The organism is Pantoea sp. GD03673 (assembly GCF_029844725.1).
Lineage (GTDB): Bacteria > Pseudomonadota > Gammaproteobacteria > Enterobacterales > Enterobacteriaceae > Pantoea.
The window spans coordinates 544548-566222 of record NZ_JAOCKJ010000001.1 but is presented as its reverse complement, the minus strand read 5'-3'; the positions used below and the strand labels follow the sequence as shown (position 1 = coordinate 566222).

Genomic DNA, 21675 nt, shown 5'->3' with positions numbered 1-21675 from the left:
CTTTGTTATAACGCGTCCAGCCTGCTGCGACGTTTGCGCTCGCGCATAAACAGGATCACCAGGCCAAACCACAGCACGCCGCTGATAAAGTTAATCAGACAGAACCACAACGTACCGCCGCTAAAATAGCCACTTTTCGCCAGTTCAATGCCTGCCGCCAGCGTCAGAATGCTGATCATCCCCAGCATCGCCGCCACGCTGCCTTTGCCTTCGTTGCTGGCGTAGAGCGTCAGGCGATAGAGTCCGGCATTCACCATGCCAGCGCCAAAGGCGTAGAGGCTCAGGCCAGCCGTAATCAGCAGATAACCGTGGCTGTTCATCAGGCTGGCCACCAGCGCGATGCTCAGACCCACCAGAATCGGCCAGGCGGCGAACTTCACCGGCTGCTCAATCGGCACCCGTCCTGCCAGCTTACTCAGCGTCAGGTTGCCAGCGATCATCGCCAGAAACACCGGCAGCTGCAGCAGGGCGTACTGCATGCGTGACAGACCTTCGTCATGCATCAGAATCACCGGCGACAACGCAACCCAGGTGAGGATCGGGATAAACACCAGCCCGATAGCAAAAGACCCGAACATCACCAGCCGGTCTTTCATCAATCGGCCATAGTTTCGCGCCAGATTCGGCAGGGCGATGGAGTGACTGCGGTCGCCTGCGGTTTCAGGCATCACACGCCACAACACCACGAACGCAACCAGGCTGCAGGCAGCAAACAGCCAGAACATACTGCGCCAGCTGCCCACGGTGAGCCAGGCGGCACCGGCAAGCGGACCCGCCAGCGGGGCCAGCAGCGCCACGTTGGCCATCAGCGCCATCATGCGCACCGCCAGCGCCTCATCAAACGCTTCCTGAATGGCGGCATAGCCGACCGCACCGATAAAGCACAGGCTGATGCCCTGAATAAAACGCAGGCTGACAAATTCTTCAATCGAGCTGACCCAGTTGGTCAGTATGCAGGCGACGGCAAAAAACAGAATGCCGGAGAGCATCACCGGTCGCCGCCCGAACTTATCGGAGAGCGGACCCAGCAGCCATTGCAGCACCACGCCGCCAATTAGGTAGGCGGTCAGCGAGGTGGAAACCCATTCCGGGCCGGCAGAGAACTCACTGGTAACGATCAGCATACCCGGCTGGATCATGTCGTGAGCGATATAGGTAGCAAACTCGAACAGCACTAACGCCAGAGGAAAAAGTAAAATTCGGCCGGTAAGCTGGCTGATGGGCTGGAAACGGGGCATCTTGCCTCCTTGTCAGAAAAGAAAACGCGACTGCCAGGCAGTCGCGTCGTTGATTCTACACCGACAATGTTAACCCGGGGGCAATTAATCCACGCGCAGCACGCGGGTCGTGTTGGTGGTGCCGGTGGCACCCATCACGTCACCCTGCGTGACGATGACCAGATCGCCGGAAACCAGGAAACCTTTATCACGCAGCAGGTTAACCGCATCGTGTGCAGCCGCCACGCCGTCGTTGTTGCTGTCGAAGAACACCGGCGTCACACCGCGATAGAGCGCGGTGAGGTTCAGCGTACGTTCATGGCGTGACATCGCGAAAATCGGCAGGCCCGAGGTGATACGCGAGGTCATCAGCGGCGTACGACCCGATTCGGTCATGGTGATGATTGCGGTGACGCCCTGCAGGTGGTTGGCGGCATACATCGAAGACATGGCGATCGCTTCTTCCACGTTGTCGAACTGCACATCCAGACGGTGCTTGGAAACGTTAACGCTTGGAATCTTCTCTGCGCCCAGGCAGACCTTCGCCATCGCCGAGACGGTTTCAGCCGGATACTGACCCGCTGCGGTTTCCGCAGAGAGCATCACGGCATCGGTGCCATCCAGCACGGCGTTCGCCACGTCCATCACTTCTGCGCGGGTCGGCATCGGGTTCGTGATCATCGACTCCATCATCTGGGTTGCCGTGATGATGGTGCGGTTAAGCTGACGGGCACGACGAATTAACGCTTTCTGAATGCCGACCAGTTCCGGATCGCCAATCTCAACGCCCAGATCGCCACGTGCAACCATCACCACGTCTGATGCCAGAATGATGTCATCCATCGCTTCCTGGCTGGCAACCGCTTCGGCACGTTCCACTTTAGCGACCAGTTTGGCCTCACAACCCGCTTCACGCGCCAGACGACGCGCCAGGTTCATATCTTCGCCACAGCGGGGGAAGGAGACGGCCAGATAATCGACGCGGATTTTAGCGGCGGTGATAATGTCTGCTTTGTCTTTTTCAGTCAGTGCTTCCGCTGACAGGCCGCCACCCAGCTTGTTAATGCCTTTGTTGTTCGACAGCGGGCCGCCCACGGTGACTTCGGTGAAGACTTTCATGTCCTGAACTTCCAGCACTTTTAGCTGCACGCGGCCGTCGTCCAGCAGCAGGATATCGCCTGGCACCACATCTTCAGGCAGACCCTTGTAGTCGATACCCACGCGCTCTTTATCGCCTTCGCCTTTACCCAGGCTGGCATCCAGCAGGAAGCGGTCGCCGATATTCAGGAAAACTTTGCCTTCTTTGAAGGTTGAAACACGAATTTTTGGACCCTGGAGGTCACCGAGAATAGCGACGTGACGCCCCAGTTTTGCAGCAATCTCGCGAACTTTGTCGGCACGTAGCTGATGATCTTCAGGCGTGCCGTGAGAGAAGTTGAGTCGTACAACGTTCGCGCCAGCAGCGATGATTTTTTCGAGGTTATTATCACGATCGGTGGCCGGGCCGAGGGTTGTTACGATTTTGGTTCTTCTGAGACGTCTTGACATCGAGGACTCCGTAAACATTTAAGCGTGTCCGGGTCTGTGGACACAGCATGGTTATCTATTCTATATGATCGACGGGTTGTGATACGACTCACATTGTAAATGTGATGTTAATTTTTTTGCTGATCATCCTCTTCCCGAATGGTGTTCTTTTCGTAACGCGACGCTTTCAACGCTTCTTTTACGCGCTTAAGGTTTTCCCGAAAGGGGGCTCCCCGTTCCAGGGTAAAACCGGTCGCCAGCACATCGATCACGGTTAACTGCGCCAGGCGCGACACCATCGGCAAATAGACATCAGTATCTTCCGGAACATCAAGCACTAAAGCTATCGCTGCTTCATGGGCAAGGGGTGAATCGGGAGAGGTGATGGCAATAACGGTGGAACCGTTTACACGGGCCAGGCGAGCCAGTTCTACCATATTTTTTGTGCGTCCAGTATGTGAAATGAGAACAAAAACGTCACCGGCTCGACTATTTATGCAACTCATGCGCTGGATCACAATATCGTCCGACCAGATGACGGGCAGATTAAAGCGCAGAAATTTGGTAAAGGCGTCATGTGCCACGACGGCGGATGCCCCCAGCCCGAAAAAAGCGAGTTTATCGGCCTGGGCGAGCAGTGTTACGGCCTGCTGCAGAGATGCGCTATCCAGCTGATCCCGTACCCGCTGTAGTCCTGCCAGCGCCGAGTCGAAGATTTTGTGACTGTAGTTCTCCACACTGTCGTCATCTTCCACGCCCCGGCTGACCCAGTTGCTGCTTTTCACCAGGCTTTGCGCCAGTTGCAGTTTAAAGTCGGGGAAGCCGCGTGCGCCCAGTCGATGGCAGAAGCGGTTCACCGTGGGTTCACTCACGCAGGCAACGCCCGCCAGTGTCGCGATGCTGGAGTGCATCGCCGCCTGGGGTTCAGCCAGAATCTGCCGGGCGACTTTCTGTTCCGCTTTGCTCAGCGCAGCGAACTGCGCCTCAATTTTTTCCAGCATATTCATAAACCGATGACCATTATCGCTTTTATCAATTTCAATTATCACTGTCGTCAGCGCCGATTAACAGAGACTATATCGCGTCAGCAGCCGACAGGCGCAGCGGCGGACAAGCCGATAACGCTTTTTTTTGGGATACTTTGATCGGTGCCAGATTTTCCTGACACCCGCAGACACAGAAAAAACCGGCAATCCGCACGCGTCATCACACGCGCTTAGCACATCCGGTACAGAGTTAATGCGGTTGGCCCGGCGAGTCGGTTTACCTGGCGCGGGGAAAAAAGTACATTGTGCTGAAAGAAAATAATAACCTGGACCCGGTGGCAGAGGATGCATCACCACCGGACTATCCTGCAACGAGGAGAGGAAAATGGCGGTAACACAAACAGCCCAGGCATGCGATCTGGTGATTTTCGGTGCCAAAGGCGATCTTGCACGCCGTAAACTGTTGCCTTCACTGTACCAGTTAGAGAAAGCGGGTCAGATTCACGAGGAAACCCGCATTATTGGTGTCGGCCGTGCCGAGTGGGACAAAGCGGAATATACCAAAGTGGTACGTGAAGCGCTGGAAACCTTCATGAAGGAGAAGATTGACGAAGCGCTGTGGGATAAGCTCAGTAATCGTCTCGACTTCTGCAACCTCGATGTCAACGACACCACGCACTTCCCGAAACTGGGCAAGATGCTGGACCAGAAAAACCGCACGACCATCAACTATTTTGCGATGCCGCCGAGCACCTTTGGTGCCATCTGTCAGGGACTGGGCACCGCGAAGCTGAATGCAAAACCGGCGCGCGTTGTGATGGAGAAGCCGCTGGGCACCTCACTGGAAACCTCGCAGGAGATCAACGACAGCGTTGGCGAATACTTTGATGAGAGCCAGGTATTCCGCATCGACCACTATCTTGGCAAAGAGACCGTGCTTAACCTGCTGGCGCTGCGCTTTGCCAACTCTATCTTTGTAAACAACTGGGATAACCGCACTATCGACCATGTGCAGATCACCGTGGCCGAAGAGGTGGGGATCGAAGGTCGCTGGGGTTACTTCGATAAAGCGGGCCAGATGCGTGACATGATCCAGAACCATCTGTTGCAGATTCTGACCATGATCGCCATGTCGCCGCCGTCCGATCTCAGCGCCGACAGCATCCGTGACGAAAAAGTTAAAGTGCTGCGTTCGCTGCGCCGCATCGACCAGACCAACGTGCGTGAAAAAACCGTACGCGGCCAATATACCGCTGGCTTTGTTCAGGGCAAAAAAGTGCCGGGCTACCTGGAAGAAGAGGGTGCCAATAAAACCAGCGCCACGGAGACCTTCGTGGCAATCCGTGTCGACATCGACAACTGGCGCTGGGCGGGCGTGCCGTTCTATCTGCGTACCGGTAAGCGTTTACCGACCAAGTGCTCGGAAGTGGTGGTTTACTTCAAAAACCCTGAGATGAACCTGTTTAAAGATTCTTATTCAGAGCTGCCGCAGAACAAGCTGACCATTCGTCTGCAGCCGGACGAGGGCGTGGATATCGAAATCCTGAACAAGGTGCCAGGCCTCGATCACAAGCACAAGCTGCAGACCACCAAGCTGGACCTGAGCTACTCCGAAACGTTCAACCAGTCGCACCTTGCGGATGCCTATGAGCGTCTGCTGCTGGAAAGCATGCGCGGCATCCAGGCGCTGTTTGTGCGCCGTGATGAAGTTGAAGCCGCGTGGACCTATGTTGATTCAATTATCAATGCGTGGGCGGCAGATGGCGACTCATCCAAGCCTTATCAGGCGGGCACCTGGGGCCCGGTGGCCTCGGTGGCAATGATCACCCGCGATGGCCGCTCATGGAATGAGTTTGAATAACTGACGTACTGAAGAAGCCCGCTACGCGGGCTTTTTTTTCGCCTCTGCACCGGACCAGCGGATAATCAGAAAACTGAACTGCTGTTTCAAAATGGGCGAAGAGGGATAGACGCTCAGGAAGCGGATCATGTATGGTAGTGACGCAATTTACAGGGCAGGAGCCGATGCTCCATGACCGGGTCGCGATCCCGGTGTAATCAAGCAAGGAAAACTGATGAAAAACTGGAAAACGAGTGCTGAACAGATTCTGACCACCGGACCTGTGGTGCCGGTTATTGTCGTGAACAAACTGGAACATGCGGTGCCGATGGCGAAAGCGCTGGTGGCAGGCGGTGTCAGAGTACTGGAAGTGACGCTGCGCACGCCAGTAGCGATGGATGCGTTACGTGCGATGATTAAAGAAGTCCCGGATGCGATCGTCGGGGCGGGAACGGTGATCAACCCGCAGCAGTTGCAGGAAGTGACCGATGCCGGTGCGCAGTTTGTTATCAGCCCTGGCGTAACAGAATCGCTGCTGAAAGCGGCGGTGGAAGGACCGGTTCCGTTGATTCCGGGTATCAGCACCGTTTCGGAGTTAATGACCGGCATGGACTACGGTCTGCGCGAGTTTAAGTTTTTCCCGGCAGAAGCCAATGGCGGCGTGAAAGCGCTGCAGGCGATTGGCGGACCCTTCCCGCAGGTGCGTTTCTGCCCAACCGGTGGCATCTCTCCGGCCAACTACCGTGACTACCTGGCGCTGAAAAGCGTGCTGTGTATCGGCGGCTCCTGGCTGGTGCCAACCGACGCGCTGGAAGCGGGTGACTGGGATCGCATCACCCGCCTGGCACGCGAAGCTGTCGACGGCGCGAAGTAAGTGATGGCGGTGAGCGTCTGCTCACCGCACACGTTTACCCCTGAACGGTAACGGCTGCTGCGCTGGCAACGGCACGCGCAATCGCCTGAGTGGTGGTGTCACCACTGGCCAGCGCGACGCCCAGACGGCGCTGTCCGCTAATCTCCGGCTTGCCAAACAGTCGCAGTTGCAGCCCTGCACCCAGCGCGGCTTCAACATTCACAAACTGCACATTCTGGCTGTCCAGCTGTGGCAGGATAACGGCTGACGCCGACGGACCATACTGCCGGATCCCGCCAATCGGCAGACCCAGAAACGCCCGCACGTGCAGTGCAAACTCTGACAGATCCTGCGAAATCAGCGTCACCATGCCGGTGTCGTGAGGACGCGGCGACACTTCACTGAACACAACGTCATCACCGCAGACAAACAGCTCAACGCCGAACAGGCCATAGCCGCCCAGCGCCTTCACAACCTGTGCAGCAACATCCTGTGCCCGCTGCAGTGCGACGGCGCTCATCTGCTGTGGCTGCCAGGATTCCCGGTAATCGCCATCCTCCTGACGGTGACCAATCGGCGCACAGAAGTGAATACCATCGACTGCGCTTATGGTCAGCAGGGTGATTTCAAAATCGAAGTTAACAACGCCTTCGACGATGACGCGACCGGCACCGGCGCGGCCACCCTGTTGGGCATAGTCCCAGGCTTTATCAAGCTGGCTGGCGTCGCGGATAAAGCTCTGACCTTTACCGGATGAACTCATTACCGGCTTTACAATGCAGGGGAAACCGATCCCGGCCGCGGCCTCATCAAAGCGCACCTTGCTGTCGGCAAAGCGATAAGGGGAAGTGGGTAGCGACAGCTCTTCAGCCGCCAGGCGGCGAATGCCTTCGCGATTCATGGTCAGCCGCGCGGCACGGGCGGTCGGAACCACGCGCTGGCCCTGCTGCTCCAGCTCAACCAGCGTATCGGTGGCGATGGCTTCGATTTCCGGCACCACAAAGTCAGGTTTCTCTTCGGCAATCAGTGCCGCCAGTGCTGCGCCATCCAGCATGTTGATCACATGGCTGCGATGGGCAACATGCATCGCCGGGGCATCGGCGTAACGATCCACCGCGATCACTTCCACACCCAGACGCTGACACTCCAGCGCCACCTCTTTACCCAGTTCACCTGAACCCAATAGCATCACGCGCGTCGCCGCCGGGCGCAGCGCTGTTCCGAGAGTCGTCATACATTCACCTAAGCAGTCAAAATTCGCGCGCAAGTATAAACGAAAACGTTTGCGTTCTCATCTTTCGTCCCGCTGACAGGTCTTTTTGAATTACTTTTCCCGCTCTGACGTTTCCTGACATCCTTTTCGTCAGGATAGCGGGCTGACATCCTGAAAGGAGTGAATGATGAATAACTGGTTGCAACAGATTCAGTCGGTGCTGGCAAAGAAGGGCGGTGAAGGCAAATCGGGCGGTGGTCTGAGTGACATGCTGGCTCCCGGTGCGCTGGGCGGCCTGGCCGCAATGCTTGTCTCCAGTAAGTCGTCGCGCAAACTGCTGACAAAATATGGCGGCAAAGCGCTGATTATTGGCGGCGGTGCGGCCGCAGGTGCGGTGCTGTGGAACAAATATAAGCAGCGGGTCAGTGAAGCGCATCAGAATGAACCTGACTTTGGCGTGGCGCAGACGCCCATCGACATGCGCGCCGAACGTCTGGTGACAGCGCTGGTGTTTGCCGCCAAAAGCGACGGGCACATCGACGACCAGGAACGGGCAGCCATTGAGCAGAATATTCATCAGTCCGGTTACGGTCAGGATGCTGAGCAGCTGATTCAGAAAGCGATGAATCGCCCGCTGGATCCGCAGTGGCTGGCCGCCGATGTGAAAAATGAAGAAGAGGCGCTGGAGCTCTATTTCCTGAGCTGTGCCGCTATCGATGTCGATCACTTCATGGAACGCAGCTATCTTTCTGCGCTGGGCGACGCGCTGAAAATTCCGCAGGATGTCCGCGACGGCATCCGGCAGGATCTGGAGACTGAAAAAGCCCGTCTGCCCGCCAGTTAATCCGTTAAGTACTTCGCTGACAGGTCACAGCATGTCACCTGTCAGCGGCCTCTTCTCTCGTCATACCTGGCTTCCGGCTGCTGAAGTGTTACGCTTACAGATCATTACGTTCACGGAGACGGATGGATGAAAGCACCCATCGCAAAAAGAATTCCCCATGAGATGACGCTGCACAGCGAGACGCGCGTTGACGACTATTACTGGCTGCGCGACGACAAACGCGAAAACAGCGACGTTCTTGATTACCTGCGTGCCGAAAACAATTACGGCAAAAAAATCATGTCAACGCAGCAGGCGCTGCAGGACCGGGTATTAAAAGAGATTATCGATCGGCTGCCGCCGGAAGATCACTCCGTACCCTATGTGAAAAACGGCTACCGCTATCAGAGCCGCTTCCAGAGCGGTAATGAATATCCGGCTTATTACCGTCAGCCTGCCTCCAGTGAGGAGTCAGAGGAGTGGAGTCTGCTGCTGGATGCCAACCAGCGTGCGTCACACAGCGATTTCTACACGATGGGCGCGCTGCATATCAGCCCGGATAACAGGGTGATGGCGCTGGCCGAAGATTTCCTGTCGCGACGCCAGTATGGCATCCGATTCCGCAACCTGGAGAGTGGCAGCTGGTATCCTGAAGTGCTGAGTAATGCCTCATCCAGCTTCGCCTGGGGCAACGACTCCCGCACTGTCTACTATGTGCGGAAACACCCGCAGACGCTGCTCTCTTATCAGGTGTGGCGACACGAGCTGGGCACGCCGCAGTCTGATGATCAGCTGGTCTACGAAGAGCAGGATGACACCTATCATCTCAGCGTGCATAAGACGACCTCCAAACAGTTCATCATGATTGCGCTTTACAGCACCAACACCAGCGAAATTCAGCTGATTGATGCGAATTTCCCTGACGCGCAGCCGCATGTCTTTCTGCCGCGCCGTCGCGATCATGAATACAGCATTGACCATTACGATCATCAGTTTTTCATTCGCTCCAATCGGGAAGGTAAAAACTTCGGACTCTACCGCACGCGCTATCTGGATGAGTCACGCTGGGAGACGCTGATCCCGGCCCGGGAACAGGTGGTGATGGAAGATTTCCAGCTGTTCCGCGACTGGCTGGTCGTTGAAGAGCGTCAGCGCGGCTTAACCAGCCTGCGTCAGATTAACTGGGCCAGCGGCGAAACCAGCGGCATCGCCTTCGATGACCCGACCTATGTGACCTGGCTCGCCTATAATCCATCGCCGCGCACCAGCAAACTGCGCTACGGCTATTCGTCGATGACGACGCCGACCACGCTGTTTGAACTGGATATGGATACCGGTGAACGGCGTATCCTGAAGCAGAGTGCGGTGAAAGGGTTTAACGCCGAAGATTACAAAAGCGAACATCACTGGATCAAAGCCAGCGATGGGACCGAAGTGCCGGTATCACTGGTCTATCACCGCGCACACTATCAGCCCGGTCAGAACCCGATGCTGGTTTATGGCTACGGCGCTTATGGCAGCAGCATGGATGCCGATTTCAGCGTCAGCCGCCTTAGTCTGCTGGATCGTGGCTTTGTTTATGCGCTGATACAGGTGCGCGGCGGGGGGGAGTTGGGTCAGCAATGGTATGACGGCGGCCGACTGCTCAACAAAATGAACAGCCTCACCGATTTTATTGAAGTGACAGAGGCGCTGGTGGCGCGCGGCATTGGCCACCCGGAACGGCTCTATGCGATGGGCGGCAGTGCAGGCGGCCTGCTCATGGGCGGGGTCATTAATCTTGCTCCTCAGCGATTTCACGGCGTGGTGGCTCAGGTACCGTTTGTGGATGTCGTGACCACGATGCTGGATGAGTCGATTCCGCTCACCACGGGCGAGTATGACGAGTGGGGCAATCCCAATGATCCCGAATATTACCGCTATATCCGGCAGTACAGCCCCTATGACAACATCGAGGCGAAAGCCTATCCCCACCTGCTGGTTACCACCGGCCTGCACGATTCGCAGGTGCAATACTGGGAACCGGCCAAGTGGGTGGCGAAGCTCAGATCGATGAAAACCGATAACAACCTGCTGCTGCTCTGCACTGATATGGATTCCGGTCACGGCGGCAAGTCAGGGCGCTACAAAGCCTACGAGGGCATCGCGATGGAGTATACCTTCCTGATCGGACTGGCGCAGGGAACCCTGCCGCCAGCGCAGGATTACTGAGACCCTGACAGGTATTTATTCAGCGCCTGCCGCAATGGCGGGCGCAGATCGCTGACATTCTTCAGCACCCACTTCAGGTAGCCGGGATCTTTCTTCGCAATCACTGCAATCGCCTGGCCACGGTATTTGCCGAACGGCAGAATGTCGTCGCGCTGGGCCGCCGGTTGGGAACGTACAATCATGTCGGAGGCACCCCAGCCGGAGGTCTCCATAATACGGATCAGCAGCGCTGCTGTGACATAGCAGTCATAGAGCGCACGGTGCGCATGCAGATCCGCAGGTGGCGTCACATCCAGCTTAAGCGAATGGCGCAGTGCCTGATTGCCATATTTAATGCCCGGCCAGAGCTGACGCGCCAGCTGCATGGTGCAGATCCATTCACCGTACATCTCCGGCAGCATCCGGCGATCAAAGCTGGCGTTGTGCGCCACGTAAAAAGCACTGCCGTAATAGCGCGGAATCGCCTCTTCAATGGTCGGTTTACCGATGACCATCGCTTCGGTGATGCGATGCACCGCCATCGCCTGACGGCTGATAGGGCGGTCGGGCAGGATGAGGTCACTCATCGGATTAACAATTTTACCGTCGATCACATCCACGGATGCAACTTCAACTACGCCACCCTGCAGCCCGCAGGTTTCGGTATCAATCACGCGGAACATCATTGCTTCATCTTCGGTTCATAAGGAAGGCGAGACAGGCTGAGTGACGCCTGGCGGTATTGCATCAGACGCTGACGAAACCAGTCTCGCAGCGCTTCCGGCTGCTCCTGCGCCACCATCTCAGCGACGACCGGCATGTTATAGCGCTCTTTGAACGCCACGCCCGCTGCCGCTAAATCGACATTGATCTTGTCTTTTTCTTCTGCGGACAGCTGGGCAAGGTTATGGCTCATAATTTTCTCCTGACGATAGCGGGCAAAAGTAATGTTTTCGGCGGTCTGAATCAAGGATAAGGATCGCATCGCTGGCCTCGACAGTGCAAATACAGCAGCGTATCCTTTTGCCACGTTTATCGCCCTGGCGGCGGTTAAAAGGATGATCTTATGCAGAAAAAACAGCTTTCCCGCGTGGTTATTGCACTGGCGACAGCCGGTCTGATGGCATTCAGCTCGCTGGCGGTAGCCCATGCACATCTTGAGTCTTCCCTGCCTGCAGCCAAGGCGCAGGTCACGACATCCCCCGATACGCTGACGCTGAACTTCAGTGAAGATATTGAGGCGGCCTTCAGCGGCGTGACACTGCTGGATAGCGCCCGTAAGCCTGTCACGACTGCGAAACCCCGCGTTGAGTCTGACCAGAAAAACCGTCTGATTGTCGGCCTGGCTCAGCCGCTAAAAGCGGGGCGTTACGAGGTTAACTGGCATGTACTGTCTGTGGATGGACATAAAACCGCAGGACGCTATCGCTTTAGCGTGAAGTAATCCTGTGACCAGCCTCTGGTTCCTGCTGCGCGCACTTCATTTCGCCGCCGTGATGTTGCTGACCGGCAGCGCCTGTTACAGTGCGCTGCTGGCACCCAGACGTTATCGCCCCCTGCTGGCGCGACGATTAAACCCGCTGGTGAAGGGGAGCGCCTGGCTGGCGCTGCTGAGTGCTTTGGCAATGCTTGCCTGCCAGAATGTGTTGATGAGCGGCGACAGCACAAATCTGGCCGATGCTGATATCTGGCTGGCGGTGCTGGGCACGCATTTTGGTGCGGTGTGGCAGTGGGAAATCGTGTTTAGCGCAGGGGCTATTGCCGCGTTGTGGCTGACCGGGCAGCTGCGTCAGCAGGCGTTACTGCTGGCTGGCGTGCTGCAACTGGGCTGCATGGCCCTGATTGGTCACGCCGCGATGCGCGATGGCTGGCCCGGCCTGCTTCAGCAGATCAACCAGGCAATACATTTGATTGCGGCGGCGTTCTGGGCAGGTGGATTACTGCCGCTGCTGTTTTTGATGCGTGAAGCGCGTCAGATCGATCGCCGTACCGATGCTATCCGCACCATGATGCGGTTTTCGCGCTATGGTCATCTGGCGGTCGCGTTAACGCTGCTGAGCGGCGTAATAAACAGCGTGATGATCGCGGGCTGGCCACTGACGTGGCACGATTCACGCTACATTATATTGTTGCTGTGCAAAGTGCTGCTGGTTGCCCTGATGGTGCTGGTGGCGCTGATCAATCGATACTGGCTGGTGCCGCGATTCCGCCTGGCGGGCAGCGGGACACAGCAAAAATTTATTCGCATGACACAGCTTGAACTGCTGCTGGCGTGTGGCGTGGTTGGGCTGGTCAGCGTATTTGCTACGCTGTCGCCAGCCTGAATGTGATGTAAGAGAGAAAAGGGTAGTTATGTTGCTGAAGAAAGTGATCCCCGCAATCCTGTTGTTATCCGTATGCGGCCAGGCGCTGGCGGCACAAATCATTACCGTCAGCCGCTTTGAGATCGGTAAAGATAAGTGGCCGTTTAACCGTGAAGAGGTGATGCTGACCTGCGAGAAGGATGGGGCGATGTTTGCCATTAACCCGAGCACGCTGATGCAATACCCGCTGAACGACATCGCCGACCAGCTGTTTAAAAACAAACAGGTGAAAGCGCAGCCGATCAGCGTGATCCAGAGCGAAGATAAAGCACATCCGGGCCAGATGATGAGCCTGCAGCCGATTGTTGAGCGCACTCAGGCGCTGTGCGGTAAATAAACCGCCCGGGTGCAGCTTCCCGCTGCGCCCGGTTCCTGCTTTTTTGCCGTTGCGATCACAAACTGGTCCGGTTTATGGCCCTGAGCCCCGCGTTTGCTGGCAATTCCTCTGCACTGTTCTAATCTTAAGATGCAAGGCGACACCGCCTTCATAAATGCCAACTTTTAGCGCACGGCTCTCTGAGAGCCATTTCCCTGGACCGAATATAGGAATCGTATTCGGTCTTTTTTTAGTTGGCATTTGAAAGCAATAACTTATCTTAAAATCAATCAGTTAAACCCTATCCGGTTGCCTTCTGTACTACTCTGCTGGACTCTGTGCCGCCACTTTGCCGCCACTTTGCCGCCACTTTGCCGCCACTTTGCCGCCATTTTTCTTCGCCATCAATGCCAGCGAATTGCATCCTCAAGATGGTCGGGCGCGAAGTGTGCATAACGTATCGTCACCCTGATGTCGGAATATATTGGACGTGGTTTCGGCTTCGTCGGCTCCTTCAGCGACGCGCACAACGACGGTCACGGGTTTTGACTGATCGGCAATGGCCTGCAGCGCGGCGGCGAGCGTGCCTTTTTTATCTGCTTTGCCGACAGCTGCCTGCACATTGGTAATAAGTACCGGCGTATTAAGCGGGAAGGTTGCCGCGTCCGCATCCTGCGCGGTGCAGACCATGCCGGCGATTTCGGTTGATACGGTTGTATTGGTGCGCGTGCCGTCGTTGACTTCGACGACGCGGACACCATGATGATAATCAGACATCTGATGCACTCCGTTTTGAGGGTGTGCTCAGGGTGTCAGGTCAGGCGGGGCCATGCATGCGGTTGCAGTTTGCTGACAGATGAACGGGCAACTGACGGGTAATGATCGTTTTATCTTCCTGTGGCACTATAAAACAGTCAGTGTCATAAACGAGGGATTGAGAATGAGTTCAGAAACAGCCGCAAGACAGGATCCCGGACGTTACTACACATTTGAATCAAGATTGCCTCAGGGCGTTTTTTTTGAGATTCGCCCCGGCCATTTGCCCCGAAATGCGAAGCCCATAACAGATGAAACCAGCGGTATGTGTATCGGTTACACGGTGGCACAGGCTCCGGGCTTATGGCAGATTTATGATGTGCAGGGACATTTTGTCAGGCTGGAAGAAGCGCCGCTTGAAACACCACTGATTGATCCCACGGATATTGCCCTGTTTGGCCTGGGTATTTTTCGTATCGTTCGTACAGGACGGGTGCTGTTTGAATCAGGGGCGCGTGCTGCTATTAATGCGAAGCTCAGTCAGTCTACAATATCCTTTCTGCGCAGCAGACTTAAAGTCGGGCTGCATGCACGTAACCTTAAAATGACTGAGGCTGCTGCAAAACACATGTATGAACCGGGTCGCTATGTCCCTCTGCAAATTCAGGAGCGGGCCATTCGCTATGGCAAGAGAATGGCTGACCCCCGTAAAGGTGAGGGCATGTTCAGATATGAGACCAGAATGTTCAAGTTACGCTTTAATAAGCAAACATTAGAGTATGAATACAAAGAATACACCCTCGAAGTTGTGGTGCGTGAATCAGACTGGACGATATCGCATTTCAAATATATGGATTAACTGACAGGAAGGCTTTTATGTTTGATTTTCGCAATGAGGATTTCACCTTTGTTATTTCTCCTTTTGAAAGGATACCCGATAATGAAGCAGATCCCATAGGGCATTTATGGGATTGGATCCAGTCATGGATAGAATTCTCCGTAAGCGGCGTGAAAGTACAGTTTCAAACTGAATTTACTGTAGGCGAGCTGAACATTTTAAAGGATGAGTTTGCAGCGAATTATCAGGCAATTATCGCACAGCGCGAATTAAAACCTTTTATTTTTCGCAGCGAGCGTGGTCAGCTCAACATGGTTATCAGGAAAGTGACTGGTAAAGATGGGGTAATAGTAGAGTTTGATATTCGCCCGGAACCACATGCCGACAGCGTCCAGGTTAAAGGCAGCTTTGGCCTTGATGAAAGCTATTTCCCCGACATTCTGAATCGCCTTGATGAAATGATTCAATGGCAGAATTAAACATTCTGCCATTGAAAATTTTAATAGAAAGCTACGGGCGTAAAACGAATTTTCTATTCAGGCGTTTTCGACCAGCTGATATCTGGCGCATTTGTGATATCTGCGGCCTGCACCGCCTGAATGTATTTCATCCATGACGTCAGCATCGCTTTATCTGCATCGGTGATAATGCCGAGCAGCAACTGCATCTGCCATGCCTGAGTGATGCCATTGGCCTCACTCACGCGCGCCGACTTTTCGCTGGCCGCTGCATCAAGCAGTGACTGCTGCTGCGCATCGCTGTCGGTTACCCACTTATCACCGTCCCACTTATCGAACGTGGTTGCCGGAGCCTGCGTTGTGGTGTCTGCGGGATAGTCGCCTATCGCAGTAATCTTCACCGGCGCGCCGCCGGAAACCGGGTAAACCGTTTCGCCGCGATGGTCCTGCACGCTCAGCCAGCTGCCGTCCTGATACACGGCCACCATGCCCGACTGCGCGGCAGGCGGTGCGCTCAGGCAGGCGCAGGCGGGAAGGCCGACACCCTGCGGAAGAAATTTCTGCACCGCGCCGGTAAACTCCCCGGTCAGCGCGTCATAGCCGTAAACCGTCAGCGTGCCGTCGGCTTTTGCCAGCCCGTTTTTATCAAGTGTCACCTTAGCCATTATGCAGCCCTCACGATGTAGTTAAACGCCACGTTGCGCGGGCGGGTTTCACTTCCCCCGGTCATGCCAACAGATTTCCCGGCACCGGCACTGCCCGCTGTGTTTACCGATCCCTGAATCTGACCGCGCGCCGGATCGCCGTCATCAGTCGATGAAGTGGCAGATGAAGTGGTACGGATATAGTGGTGATGGCTGGCAAAAGCGTCAGCCTGGGTACTTAATAGTGCTCGCCCGCTATCCACTCCGCGTCCTTCGTCCCAGCCACGGATAAACTCGCCGCGCAAATCAGGCAGTTCCAGCAATGGATATACTTTTGCAAGAAGCGGATAGGTCAGCGGCGCTGAATGATGCGCCATTACATTTCAGCCATCCCGCAGGCAATACAGATGATGCGTAAGGTAATGGCACACCTACTGGCACAGCAGGGCCTTCGCCTAAACCGAGGTTTTTGAGAACGTCGGCAACCAGCCCGGCGTCTTTAATTTCTGTCAGGGCGCTTGCGATTTGCAGGTACTGGCTGTGTGGGTTTTTAGCACCGGTATGACTTTTCATTACGCTATCAGCGTAGGCTTTCACCTCGATAACCGCAGCATCAACGTACTTGCGTGTTGCCAGCACGACAGATGGATCAATTTTCAGCGTCACGGCGGTTGTGCTGTTCACGATTAAAATCATGCGCACGGTCTGCGTGCGGCCGCTGCCTTCTGCCAGCTGGGGCTTGTAAGTTTCCGGGCAGTTAGCAACGGCAATTAGCACGCCGTCGGAGTCATACAGGCCAATCTCGCGGATCCAGAATCCGCCCTCGTTTTCGGGGATAATCTGCTCCGCGATAATCTGGCTGCTGTTTGCCGCGTTAACAGTCAGAGAATTAAGCTGCGCGCGGCGCTTCTCGCCGATGAGCTTTGTCTGCGCCGCGTCAGGCGTCGGCAGCGTGCCGCCACCATCGCCGACACCCATTGAGGTGATACTCACTTTTGTGCCGAGTGCGGCGGCGTTCGCCAGCTTAGCCGCGCCCTGATTGGTCAGCAGGGCAAAATATTTTGTCGTCATGCGCTCACTTCCGTCAGGTCAATAAGATGCACCGCCACGCCGGAATAACCCGGCCCGCCGACGCTGATAAGTTCAGGGGTATAGGGATAAACAGTCAGCTCGTCGCCGCTGTAGCTGGCAACGGCGACCGGCAGCGTGCCGTTAGCATCGAGATTAATGGACAGGCCGATAAGGTGACGGCTGCATGGCTTCGCATCGGTTATAAGGCGCTCCAGCTCGTTATACATTTCCTCAGTAATGCCGGTATCGAGTACGCATACATCAAGCCGGAACGTGCCTGGTGTCTCATTAGTTTTCCACCACTCGATTATTTTGATGAGATAGCCCAGCGGCTCAACGACGCGGCGGATTGCACCTATCGTGCCCTTGTGCCGGTGCACGTACTGCGAGGCGGCAACCACGGCGCGCTTTGTTGATTCCGGCCAGGCCTAATCCCAGCGGTCAACCGACCACGCCCACGCGAGATAAGGCAACAGTTGCACCGGGCAGGTGTAGGGATTCCATAACTGGCGCAGCGACACGCTCATCGCGCCGGGGCTTGCCAGCGCCTAAGCGGCGGCAATCTCAAGCGCTGACGACCCGGTCGGCATCAGGCGATCACTCATCCGAGCCTCCCACGGTCAGCGTGTAGCGCGTGCAGTAAGCGGCCTGCGTTTTGTCGAGTACCACATCAGCAGCAGGCTTAATCAGGCTGACGCGCTGCACGCCCTCAACGTGCATGGCGGCATACAGCGCAGACAGGCTAATGTCACGGCCGAGGCGCTTCTCCGCGGTAATGCAGGCGGCGAGCTTTGCCCCAGAGGCGGAGCGGACTGGCTCCGCTTCCGGCCCCGGATAGAGGTACAGCTCGGCCACGATTTCGTAATTCACAATCTTCGCTGACTGCACGCTCACCCGGTCGGCAACCGGGCGCACGTCTTCGTCATTGAGCGCAGCGTTAACCACGGCCAGCAAATCATCACCGGCCAAGCCGTTGCCCTCACGCGCGAGCACTGTCACCGTAACCACTGAAGGCGACGGGCTGATGGCTGATGCATCAGCTACGCGGCCGTCGGCGCTTCTGGCATGGTATTCATACGCGCCTGTCGGCCCCGCCACGCTCAGCCCCTCAAAGGCCGAGGCGATACGCAGCCGGAAATCGTCGTTACTTTCCATCACGGCGGCGGTCGGTGGGATGGTCGTATCGTCGGCCGGGGTACACCATTGTTAGCGCCGAGCTGGTCAAGGTCGCCGTCCAGTGCATAGGCAACCATGACGGCCTTTGCCGCCTCGTTGATGCCCTGGCGCAGGATCAGCTCGCGATAGGCGTTTTCCTGCAGCAGCTTGACGATGGGTTCTGATTCAAACGTCAGCGTGCGGGCGACGGCCTCCTGCTGGCCAGTGGGGTAAAGGGAAATCAGCGTCGCCTTTCGCTCGGCCAGCAGAGTTTCATAGTCCAGCCCCTCCACCACGTCAGGCGCGGGCGTTCAGCCAGCGCAGCCAGCCGGTTGTATTTTTTCCTGTATCGACACAACACAGCCCGCCGTCAAGATTGACGGCCGACACGGTTCCGATGCGGATCAGGTTGCGCAGCAGGCGCTGAATTTCTGCAATTTGTTCGTTCATGGCATAATTTTGAACAAGTGAAGCAGAACGTACTACTTAACTTGTTTGCTCATTTACCAACAAAAAGTGGCTAGAATTTTCAGTAAATTAGCACATCGCTTGATTATCAAAAGAGGTAGAAATGATTGGGACATTTTTTAGTGTAATAAAAGACATAGTGCTTACACTAACAGCCATCACCGGCGCCATTGTTGCAATGAAAGGTTTGAGTACATGGAAAAGGCAAATTAGCGGGCAAGCAAACTACAATTTATCAAAAAACCTGTTGATTAATTTATTTAAATATCGAGACATAATTAATTCAATTCGCCACCCTTTTATGAGCGGGAGTGAGTTACAACAGCCTGCAGAAGAAGAATTAGCAAAAATGGATGAAAAGCAGGTCAGGTTTTACGGAACCCATAAAGCATATGAAGCAAGGTGGAAGAGGATTGCTGAGGTTAGGGCGGAAATCTATGCCAATCTCATCGAAGCCGAAGCTTTGTGGGGTAACGAAATCAGCAAGCTATGGAAAGAAATAGCTAAAAAAGAACATGACTTATTGATTGCCCTACAGGATTATTTGGAATTCTTAAATCCTGATGTTGACCGTCGAGATAAGGAACATTTGAAAGATGAGCATCGAAATGTCAGACGAGTTGTTTTTTCGAGCGGCAATGACGATAAGTTCAAATCTGAGTTTGAATCTAAACTGGATGAAATGACCATTTATATAAAGCAGAAGCTTAGAGGTTAAAATAAAGGAGGCGACCAGCGCCTCTCATTAATTAACAAGTATTCTTATAAACTCATCTTCGATGAGATTTATATCACTTCGATCAAGCCCCAGCAGAGGGCGGGCATCATATTGCACCTCCTTCCCTTTACATGACGGCCGGTCGCGCAGCCCGTAATGATGCACGCGGGCCATGCGCTGCACGTTACCCGCAAACCCGATCACAGCCGCATCCGGGCTGGCCTGCGTCTTCCGGTATTTAGCCGTGCGCAGCTTTGCAAACATCTCGCGCTTTATCCGGCCCTTTTTACTGCGCACCGGCTGCGCTTTGCGGGGCTTAAACGGCGTGCCGTCTGGAGCCTGCTGGCGCTTGATGTTCTGCTGCTGACTCGCGCGCAGCTTGCGGCCAATGCTGCGCGCCATTTCTTTACGCGCCGGGGCTGACAGGCTGCTGATAAGCGCCTCCAGACGGTCATTTACAAGCTGAAGCTCGCTCATACTTGCCACTCGCTGACCAGCTCGCCGTGAACATAAAGCTGCACTGGCCGCATGTCATTCTCCGGCAGCGGGTTTTCGCCGACGTGGGTCACGTGCAGCCCGTCGTCGGCCTTTTGCACGATCACCCGCTCGCTCAGCTGCAGCTCAATGCTGATATCGCTGGCCGTGTCGCTGATAACATCTGCCTGAAAGGTAAAGCCCGTCCGGCGCTTTTCTTCGGTTGCCAAGGTCGGGTTCATTCGTGCGCTGACTTGCTCCCCGGTGATATTCAATCAGGCGCCTGTCTGTTTTCAAAAGAAGTTATTCCTTGTGTGATTTTAGCGTTATCAGGTGCTTCAGTATCCGGCTGCGTGATGCAGAACGTGGCCATCACAGGGGCCGCCCTCGGACAATGGCATTCCCACACCTTCACCACAAAAACCGACCCCACTCGCAAAAGTCACAACAACTCTCGCAGCAAGCACCCAAAGCTTACCTGTCAGCTTGTCATCACTTCCGTTTGGCTTATTCTTACCATTCAATCAAAAGGAGTAACGTTTATGAAAGCGGCAATTGCTAATAGTGAACATCAGGTTGAAGTCGTCGAGAAGACGCTGCGTCCTCTCAAAACCGGCGAAGCACGGCTCAGGATGGAATGCTGTGGTGTATGCCATACCGATTTGCATGTGAAGAACGGTGACTTCGGCGATAAAACGGGCGTCACGCTGGGCCACGAAGGGATCGGCATCGTTGAGGAAGTTGCACCGGATGTCACCTCGCTCAAGCCGGGCGATCGTGCCAGTGTCGCCTGGTTCTTCAAGGGCTGCGGGCACTGTGAATATTGCAACTCCGGTAACGAAACGCTCTGCAGAGATGTGATCAACGCCGGTTATACCGTCGATGGCGGCATGGCTGAAGAGTGCATTGTCGTTGCAGATTATTCGGTGAAAGTCCCTGACGGGCTTGATCCTTACGCCGCCAGTAGCGTCACCTGCGCCGGCGTCACCACGTACAAAGCGGTGAAAGTGTCGGAGGTGAAACCCGGTCAGTGGCTGGCGATTTATGGCCTTGGCGGGCTGGGCAATCTTGCCCTGCAATATGCGAAAAATGTCTTCAACGCCAAAGTCATCGCCGTTGATGTGAGTGACGGGCAGCTGGCGCTGGCGAAAGAGATGGGCGCCGACCTGGTCGTCAACTCGGCTACCGAAGATGCGGCACGCTTTATTCAGGAAAAAATCGGCGGGGCACATGCGGCTGTGGTCACAGCAGTTGCCAAAGCGGCCTTTAACTCGGCGGTGGATGCGGTCAGAGCAGGCGGTCGCGTTGTGGCGGTCGGACTGCCGCCGGAAGCGATGAGCCTGAATATCCCGCGTCTGGTACTCGACGGTATTCAGGTTGTGGGATCGCTGGTCGGAACGCGAAACGATCTGGCGGAAGCTTTCCAGTTTGCGGCAGAAGGCAAGGTCGTGCCGAAAGTGACCAAAAGAAAGATAGGTGAGGTGAATGCCATCTTCGATGAAATGATTCACGGTAAAATTCGCGGCAGGATGGTGATCGATTTCATCGGTCAGTCAGCGGATTAGCGCGTATCTGACTGTCACCAGGCCCGCAGCGTGCGGGCTTTTTTATGCCTGTCAGTTTTATTCCCGAACTTTGAACGACTGAAAACACATTCACGGTAAATATTAATAAGCCCGGCTTTATGTTTCATTGTGTGATTTTCACTTGCGCTTTACCGGTAACATTATAGTTTATGAGGTGAAGTCCTGATTACACACAACTG

Annotated in this window: 19 protein-coding genes and 6 pseudogenes; 11 read left to right on the top strand and 14 right to left on the bottom strand. The window is 55.3% G+C overall.

Annotated features, from left to right (window positions below; translation table 11 throughout):
* Positions 1 to 5: 5 nt before the first annotated feature.
* The 3 genes from N5J69_RS02710 to N5J69_RS02700 form a co-directional block, all read right to left on the bottom strand.
* Entirely contained in the window at positions 6 to 1238 is a 1233-nt protein-coding gene (locus N5J69_RS02710) for an MFS transporter (RefSeq protein WP_279767904.1), read from the bottom strand.
* Between the two features lie 84 nt (positions 1239 to 1322).
* Complete coding sequence (gene pyk, locus N5J69_RS02705; RefSeq protein ID WP_279767903.1) at positions 1323 to 2765, bottom strand: pyruvate kinase; 1443 nt, start codon at positions 2763 to 2765, stop codon at positions 1323 to 1325.
* A gap of 107 nt (positions 2766 to 2872) precedes the next feature.
* A complete protein-coding gene (locus tag N5J69_RS02700; protein WP_279767902.1) occupies positions 2873 to 3751 on the bottom strand; it encodes a MurR/RpiR family transcriptional regulator in 879 nt (292 codons plus the stop codon).
* Between the two features lie 364 nt (positions 3752 to 4115).
* Here N5J69_RS02700 and zwf point away from each other — a divergent pair, with 364 nt between their 5' ends.
* Both zwf and N5J69_RS02690 read left to right on the top strand, forming a co-directional pair.
* Positions 4116 to 5591, top strand: coding sequence for a glucose-6-phosphate dehydrogenase (gene zwf, locus N5J69_RS02695; RefSeq protein WP_013358160.1), 1476 nt, complete (start codon positions 4116 to 4118; stop codon positions 5589 to 5591).
* 214 nt (positions 5592 to 5805) lie between these two features.
* The gene (locus tag N5J69_RS02690) at positions 5806 to 6444 is read left to right on the top strand and encodes a bifunctional 4-hydroxy-2-oxoglutarate aldolase/2-dehydro-3-deoxy-phosphogluconate aldolase (RefSeq protein WP_279767901.1); all 639 of its coding nucleotides are present in this window, start codon (positions 5806 to 5808) and stop codon (positions 6442 to 6444) included.
* A gap of 34 nt (positions 6445 to 6478) precedes the next feature.
* Here the strand turns inward: N5J69_RS02690 and purT are convergent, their stop codons facing one another.
* Positions 6479 to 7657, bottom strand: coding sequence for a formate-dependent phosphoribosylglycinamide formyltransferase (gene purT / locus N5J69_RS02685; RefSeq protein ID WP_279767900.1), 1179 nt, complete (start codon positions 7655 to 7657; stop codon positions 6479 to 6481).
* Positions 7658 to 7823: 166 nt separating this feature from the next.
* Here purT and N5J69_RS02680 point away from each other — a divergent pair, with 166 nt between their 5' ends.
* Both N5J69_RS02680 and N5J69_RS02675 read left to right on the top strand, forming a co-directional pair.
* On the top strand, positions 7824 to 8480 hold the full coding sequence (locus N5J69_RS02680; protein ID WP_279767899.1) for a DUF533 domain-containing protein: 657 nt from the start codon (positions 7824 to 7826) through the stop codon (positions 8478 to 8480).
* Positions 8481 to 8606: 126 nt separating this feature from the next.
* Positions 8607 to 10670, top strand: a complete 2064-nt coding sequence (locus tag N5J69_RS02675) for a prolyl oligopeptidase family serine peptidase (RefSeq protein WP_279767898.1) — start codon at positions 8607 to 8609, stop codon at positions 10668 to 10670.
* On the opposite strand, the gene exoX is transcribed toward N5J69_RS02675, so the two are convergent.
* Positions 10664 to 11332: an exodeoxyribonuclease X gene (exoX, locus tag N5J69_RS02670; RefSeq protein WP_279768099.1), complete on the bottom strand. Its 669-nt coding sequence runs from the start codon at positions 11330 to 11332 to the stop codon at positions 10664 to 10666. The genes N5J69_RS02675 and exoX overlap by 7 nt on opposite strands.
* Positions 11332 to 11565 carry a DNA polymerase III subunit theta gene (locus tag N5J69_RS02665; RefSeq protein ID WP_279767897.1) on the bottom strand — a complete coding sequence of 78 codons (234 nt, stop codon included), beginning with the start codon at positions 11563 to 11565 and terminating at the stop codon, positions 11332 to 11334. The genes exoX and N5J69_RS02665 overlap by 1 nt, the downstream gene beginning before the upstream one ends.
* Before the next feature lie 150 nt (positions 11566 to 11715).
* Here N5J69_RS02665 and copC point away from each other — a divergent pair, with 150 nt between their 5' ends.
* Genes copC through N5J69_RS02650 form a run of 3 tightly spaced genes read left to right on the top strand, consistent with a single transcriptional unit; the run spans position 11716 to position 13349 of the window.
* Complete coding sequence (copC, locus tag N5J69_RS02660; RefSeq protein WP_279767896.1) at positions 11716 to 12093, top strand: copper homeostasis periplasmic binding protein CopC; 378 nt, start codon at positions 11716 to 11718, stop codon at positions 12091 to 12093.
* 4 nt (positions 12094 to 12097) lie between these two features.
* Positions 12098 to 12973: a copper homeostasis membrane protein CopD gene (copD, locus tag N5J69_RS02655; protein ID WP_279767895.1), complete on the top strand. Its 876-nt coding sequence runs from the start codon at positions 12098 to 12100 to the stop codon at positions 12971 to 12973.
* 28 nt (positions 12974 to 13001) lie between these two features.
* Entirely contained in the window at positions 13002 to 13349 is a 348-nt protein-coding gene (locus N5J69_RS02650; RefSeq protein ID WP_279767894.1) for a YebY family protein, read from the top strand.
* A 459-nt stretch (positions 13350 to 13808) separates the two neighbouring features.
* Here N5J69_RS02650 and N5J69_RS02645 read toward each other — a convergent pair.
* Positions 13809 to 14105: pseudogene (locus N5J69_RS02645) on the bottom strand (phage tail protein); the annotation flags it as partial.
* 163 nt (positions 14106 to 14268) lie between these two features.
* On the opposite strand from N5J69_RS02645, the gene N5J69_RS02640 reads away from it, so the two are divergent.
* Complete coding sequence (locus tag N5J69_RS02640) at positions 14269 to 14943, top strand: hypothetical protein (protein WP_279767893.1); 675 nt, start codon at positions 14269 to 14271, stop codon at positions 14941 to 14943.
* 17 nt (positions 14944 to 14960) lie between these two features.
* Entirely contained in the window at positions 14961 to 15401 is a 441-nt protein-coding gene (locus N5J69_RS02635; RefSeq protein ID WP_279767892.1) for a hypothetical protein, read from the top strand.
* Between the two features lie 53 nt (positions 15402 to 15454).
* Here N5J69_RS02635 and N5J69_RS02630 read toward each other — a convergent pair whose 3' ends face one another.
* The 5 genes and pseudogenes from N5J69_RS02630 to N5J69_RS02610 form a co-directional block, all read right to left on the bottom strand.
* A complete protein-coding gene (locus N5J69_RS02630) occupies positions 15455 to 16045 on the bottom strand; it encodes a tail fiber assembly protein (RefSeq protein ID WP_279767890.1) in 591 nt (196 codons plus the stop codon).
* Positions 16045 to 17095, bottom strand: a pseudogene (locus N5J69_RS02625) (phage tail protein). Before N5J69_RS02625 ends, N5J69_RS02630 begins: the two are co-directional and overlap by 1 nt.
* Positions 17092 to 17640 (bottom strand): annotated as a pseudogene (locus tag N5J69_RS02620) (phage tail protein I). The pseudogenes N5J69_RS02625 and N5J69_RS02620 overlap by 4 nt, the downstream one beginning before the upstream one ends.
* Positions 17641 to 17692: 52 nt before the next feature.
* Positions 17693 to 18546: pseudogene (locus N5J69_RS02615) on the bottom strand (baseplate J/gp47 family protein).
* A gap of 4 nt (positions 18547 to 18550) precedes the next feature.
* A pseudogene (locus tag N5J69_RS02610) lies at positions 18551 to 18700 on the bottom strand (phage baseplate assembly protein V); the annotation flags it as partial.
* A 121-nt stretch (positions 18701 to 18821) separates the two neighbouring features.
* Here N5J69_RS02610 and N5J69_RS02605 point away from each other — a divergent pair.
* Positions 18822 to 19436, top strand: coding sequence for a hypothetical protein (locus N5J69_RS02605; RefSeq protein WP_279767888.1), 615 nt, complete (start codon positions 18822 to 18824; stop codon positions 19434 to 19436).
* Between the two features lie 27 nt (positions 19437 to 19463).
* Here N5J69_RS02605 and N5J69_RS02600 read toward each other — a convergent pair whose 3' ends face one another.
* A complete protein-coding gene (locus tag N5J69_RS02600) occupies positions 19464 to 19913 on the bottom strand; it encodes a phage virion morphogenesis protein (RefSeq protein ID WP_279767887.1) in 450 nt (149 codons plus the stop codon).
* A pseudogene (locus tag N5J69_RS02595) lies at positions 19910 to 20159 on the bottom strand (phage tail protein); the annotation flags it as partial. The pseudogene N5J69_RS02595 and the gene N5J69_RS02600, both read right to left, overlap by 4 nt.
* Before the next feature lie 293 nt (positions 20160 to 20452).
* Between N5J69_RS02595 and adhP the strand changes: the two are divergent.
* Positions 20453 to 21475 (top strand): alcohol dehydrogenase AdhP, encoded by a 1023-nt coding sequence (adhP, locus tag N5J69_RS02590; RefSeq protein ID WP_279767885.1) that lies wholly within the window; start codon positions 20453 to 20455, stop codon positions 21473 to 21475.
* The last annotated feature ends 200 nt before the right edge of the window (positions 21476 to 21675 follow it).

Excerpts from the sequence above, each read along its gene's own strand:
- zwf (WP_013358160.1), top strand. The coding sequence starts at position 4,116 with ATGGCGGTAACACAAACAGCCCAGGCATGCGATCTGGTGATTTTCGGT.
- N5J69_RS02690 (WP_279767901.1), top strand. The coding sequence starts at position 5,806 with ATGAAAAACTGGAAAACGAGTGCTGAACAGATTCTGACCACCGGACCT.
- N5J69_RS02700 (WP_279767902.1), bottom strand. The coding sequence starts at position 3,751 with ATGAATATGCTGGAAAAAATTGAGGCGCAGTTCGCTGCGCTGAGCAAA.
- N5J69_RS02710 (WP_279767904.1), bottom strand. The coding sequence starts at position 1,238 with ATGCCCCGTTTCCAGCCCATCAGCCAGCTTACCGGCCGAATTTTACTT.
- N5J69_RS02640 (WP_279767893.1), top strand. The coding sequence starts at position 14,269 with ATGAGTTCAGAAACAGCCGCAAGACAGGATCCCGGACGTTACTACACA.
- adhP (WP_279767885.1), top strand. The coding sequence starts at position 20,453 with ATGAAAGCGGCAATTGCTAATAGTGAACATCAGGTTGAAGTCGTCGAG.
- N5J69_RS02675 (WP_279767898.1), top strand. The coding sequence starts at position 8,607 with ATGAAAGCACCCATCGCAAAAAGAATTCCCCATGAGATGACGCTGCAC.
- N5J69_RS02680 (WP_279767899.1), top strand. The coding sequence starts at position 7,824 with ATGAATAACTGGTTGCAACAGATTCAGTCGGTGCTGGCAAAGAAGGGC.
- pyk (WP_279767903.1), bottom strand. The coding sequence starts at position 2,765 with ATGTCAAGACGTCTCAGAAGAACCAAAATCGTAACAACCCTCGGCCCG.
- N5J69_RS02605 (WP_279767888.1), top strand. The coding sequence starts at position 18,822 with ATGATTGGGACATTTTTTAGTGTAATAAAAGACATAGTGCTTACACTA.
- N5J69_RS02630 (WP_279767890.1), bottom strand. The coding sequence starts at position 16,045 with ATGGCTAAGGTGACACTTGATAAAAACGGGCTGGCAAAAGCCGACGGC.
- N5J69_RS02665 (WP_279767897.1), bottom strand. The coding sequence starts at position 11,565 with ATGAGCCATAACCTTGCCCAGCTGTCCGCAGAAGAAAAAGACAAGATC.
- copC (WP_279767896.1), top strand. The coding sequence starts at position 11,716 with ATGCAGAAAAAACAGCTTTCCCGCGTGGTTATTGCACTGGCGACAGCC.
- exoX (WP_279768099.1), bottom strand. The coding sequence starts at position 11,332 with ATGTTCCGCGTGATTGATACCGAAACCTGCGGGCTGCAGGGTGGCGTA.
- N5J69_RS02650 (WP_279767894.1), top strand. The coding sequence starts at position 13,002 with ATGTTGCTGAAGAAAGTGATCCCCGCAATCCTGTTGTTATCCGTATGC.
- N5J69_RS02600 (WP_279767887.1), bottom strand. The coding sequence starts at position 19,913 with ATGAGCGAGCTTCAGCTTGTAAATGACCGTCTGGAGGCGCTTATCAGC.
- N5J69_RS02635 (WP_279767892.1), top strand. The coding sequence starts at position 14,961 with ATGTTTGATTTTCGCAATGAGGATTTCACCTTTGTTATTTCTCCTTTT.
- purT (WP_279767900.1), bottom strand. The coding sequence starts at position 7,657 with ATGACGACTCTCGGAACAGCGCTGCGCCCGGCGGCGACGCGCGTGATG.